Annotated in this window: 2 protein-coding genes; one reads left to right on the top strand and one right to left on the bottom strand. The window is 75.5% G+C overall.

Features of this window, described 5'->3' with window-relative positions; all coding sequences use genetic code 11:
- Positions 1-92: 92 nt before the first annotated feature.
- Positions 93-2,150 carry a glycogen debranching N-terminal domain-containing protein gene (locus ACFV61_RS35190; protein WP_380496180.1) on the bottom strand — a complete coding sequence of 686 codons (2,058 nt, stop codon included), beginning with the start codon at positions 2,148-2,150 and terminating at the stop codon, positions 93-95.
- Positions 2,151-2,316: 166 nt separating this feature from the next.
- Between ACFV61_RS35190 and ACFV61_RS35185 the strand changes: the two genes are divergently transcribed.
- Positions 2,317-3,351 (top strand): LacI family DNA-binding transcriptional regulator, encoded by a 1,035-nt coding sequence (locus ACFV61_RS35185; protein ID WP_063345908.1) that lies wholly within the window; start codon positions 2,317-2,319, stop codon positions 3,349-3,351.
- Positions 3,352-3,443: the final 92 nt, after the last annotated feature.

The raw sequence follows: 3,443 nt of genomic DNA, 5'->3' as shown, positions 1-3,443 counted from the left end.
CGCGCGCCCCCGCCCCCCCGCCCCCCGCCCCGCCCGCCCCCCCCCGCCGCGCCGCGGCCGGGGCCCCCCCCGCCGGGCCGGCGGGGTGCGCGTCAGTGCTCCGTGGTGACGGTGAAGCCCTGCGGGGCGCGCAGGTCGACGGCTCCGGTGTGGTCGGTGGACACCTCGATCGGCAGGCCCGCCACCGTCAGGCCGGTGAACGTCAGCGACTCGTAGCCGGCCGGGAGTTGGGCCCGCACCCGGAGCCGCCGGTTGGGGGCGTCGGCCTCCAGGCCGAGCAGTGCCTGCACCACCTGGACGGAGGCGGCGGCGGCCCAGGCCTGCGGGCGGCAGGAGGCCGGGTAGGGGACGGGGCGGGCGAACTCGGCGCGCGGGTGGCCGCCGAAGAGTTCGGGCAGGCGGTGGTCGAAGGCCGCCGCCGCGCGGACCAGGCCGGCGGCCAGCGGCGCGGCGGCGTCGTGCAGCCCGGCGCGGGAGAGGCCGTGGACGGCGATGGCGCTGTCGTGCGGCCAGACCGAACCGGTGTGGTAGCCGAGCGGGTTGAAGCCGGCCGCGGCGGCGTCCAGGGTGCGCAGCCCGAAGCCGCTGTCCATGCCGGGGGCGGTGAGCCGGCCGGCGACCAGGGCACTCTCCTGCGGGTCGAGCAGGCCGGTGCCGAGCAGGTGGCCCATGTTGGAGGCGATCGAGTCGACCTGGTGCTTGCCGCCGTCGAGGGCGACCACCGGGTACGGGCCGTGCGCGTCCTCGGTCCAGAACCGGTCGCGGAAGCGCAGCCGCAGCTCCTCCGCCCACTGCCGCCAGCGCTCGGCACCGGGCCGGCCGAAGGCCTCCAGCAGGGCGGCCGAGGCGACGGCGGCCTCGTAGGCGTAGGCCTGGACCTCGCTGAGCGCGATGGGGGCGTCGGCGATCCGGCCGTCGCGGAAGCGGATGCTGTCGGAGGAGTCCTTCCAGCCCTGGTTGGAGAGCCCCTTGCCGGAGCTGTCGACGTACTCAAGGAAGCCGTCGCCGTCCGCGTCGGCGTGGTCGGCCAGCCAGGCGAGGGCGGCCTCGGCGTGCGGCAGCAGGTCCTCGACCTGGTCCTCGGGTATGCCCCAGCGCCAGGCGTCGTGCAGGAGGGTGAGCCACAGCGGGGTGGCGTCGGCCGTGCCGAAGTAGCAGGGCGGCAGGTGGGAGCCGTTGTCGAGGTGCTGCTCGTCGCGGCGGACCTCGTGGAGGATCTTGCCGGGCTGCTCCTCGGTGGCCGGATCGAGGGCGCGGCCCTGGCGGCGGGCCAGGGTGCGCAGCGTGCCGGCGGCGAGTTCGGTGCCGAGCGGGAGCATCATCCGGGCCGCCCAGAGGGAGTCGCGGCCGAACAGGGTGAGGAACCAGGGGGCCCCGGCGCCGAGGAAGTGGTCGCCGGGCTCCAGCGGGTCGGTGAGCAGGAGGCCGCGCAGGTCGTGGTGGGAGCGGGTGATCCAGTGCGCGAGGTGGTGGTCGCGGCCGGTGATCCCGGGGGTGCGCCACGGGGCGGCGTCGGCGGCCGGGGCGGGGAAGAGGTCGCCGTCGCGGTGCTCGGCGGTGCACTCCAGGACGGCCTGCCAGCTCTGGCCGGGGGCGAGTTCGAGGTCGAAGCCCAGGGTGCCGGTGTCGGCGGCGAGGTGGTCGGGCGCCGGTTCGACGGTGAGGGCGGCGCTGAGCGGGCCCTCGCTCCAGCGCAGGCCGTTCGGGCCGGCGGTGGGCGTGCGGGCCTGGGTGGCGCGGCCGGCCTTGACGCTGTCCATCGCGGCGAAGTCGCTCTCCGCGCGTACGTCCAGGCGCAGGCGGGCGGTGAGGTCGCCCGCGTTGCGGACGGTGTAGCGCTCGACGAGGCGGCCGGGGTGCAGCTCCCGGCGGCGTTCCAGGGTGACGGCCGGGTCGGGGGTGAGTTCGGCGATGCCGCGCAGCACGGTGACGAAGGTGGTGCGTCCGTCCTCGCCGAGCGCGGTGGCGACGGGGGTGTTGGGGACCGCGGCGACGCCGGCCTCCAGGCGGGAGAGGATCCGGCGGTCCCCGTGGTAGAAGCCGTCCGCGCCTTCGCCGATCCGCCCGTCCGGGCGCGAGGCACAGAAGCTCGGGGCGGCCACGGAGAGCTGGGCGTCGTGCAGGAACGGCTGCAGGGCGATCGCTGACATGGTCTCTTCATCCTCGTTTTGGGGCTTGACAGTTGCTTCCACTCGGGCGCAACCTTTCTGCCATTGGAGCGTTCCAAGACATTAACCCCCCTGGTGGGGAAGATGGAACCCCGTATTGGAACGCTCCAAGATCTTGTCAATGAAGACAGAACCTAGGATCGCCGTCATGCATGCACACTCATCGCCCCGGCCCAGGACAGGGTCCGCCGCGACCCTGGAAATGGTCGCCGCCCGGGCCGGCGTGGGCCGTCAGACGGTGTCCAACGCGATCAACTCGCCCGAGCTGCTGCGCCCGCAGACGCTGGAGCGGGTCCAGCGCGCGATCGACGAGCTCGGCTACCGCCCGCACCGGGCCGCGCAGGCGCTCAAGACCAGGGCCAGCCGGCTGATCGGCTACGGCATCCGCTCCAGCAGCACCGGCGTCCCGACCCCGGTCCTGGACCAGTTCCTGCACTCCCTCTCCGAAGCCGCCGACCAGGCCGGCTACCGGGTGGTGCTGTTCGCCGTCGCCCCCGGGGACGACGAACTCACCAGCTACCAGCAACTGCTCGACGAGCACGGCGCGGACGGCTTCGTCCTCAGCAGCACCGACCGCGGCGACCGCCGCCAGGGCTGGCTGCACGAACGCGGCGTCCCGTACGTCGCCTTCGGCCGCACCTGGTCCGGCCGGGACGTCGGCGACTGGGTCGACGTCGACGGCTCCGCCGGGACTTCGGCCGCCGTCCGGCACCTGGCCGGGCTCGGCCACCGCAAGATCGGCTTCCTCGGCTGGCCGAAGGGCTCCGGCGTCGGCGACGACCGCGCCCGCGGCTGGCAGAGCGCGATGCGCGAACTGGGCCTGCCCACCCGGGGCCGCCGGGCCGAGAGCCCGGACGACCGGACGAGCGCCACCGAGGCCGCCGAACGGCTGCTCGCGACCGGCGCGACCGCGGTGGTGACCGCCAGCGACACCCTGGCGCTCGGCTGGTACCAGGCGCTGCGCCGCGACGGCCGCACCCCCGGCCCGGACGCGGCCGTCATCGGCTTCGACGACTCGCCGATCGCCCCCCTGCTGTTCCCGTCGCTGTCCAGCCTCGCCCAACCGCTCGACGCGGTCGGCCGCGAGTGCATGCGGCTGTTGCTGGAACGCCTCGGCGACCACCAGCGGCCGACCGAACACGTGCTCCTGGAACCGGAGCTGGTCCTGCGCGAAAGCGTCTGACCGCCACTCCCCCCGCGCCACGACCGCCCGCGGCCCCCCCCCCCCGCCGCCCCCCCCCCCCGCGGGCCCCCCCCCCCCCCCCCCGCGCGGCC

It is taken from the genome of Kitasatospora sp. NPDC059817 (genome assembly GCF_042731835.1).
Classification (GTDB): domain Bacteria; phylum Actinomycetota; class Actinomycetes; order Streptomycetales; family Streptomycetaceae; genus Kitasatospora.
Note: the sequence above shows the minus strand (reverse complement) of the source record. Positions and strands in the feature narration are given on the sequence as shown.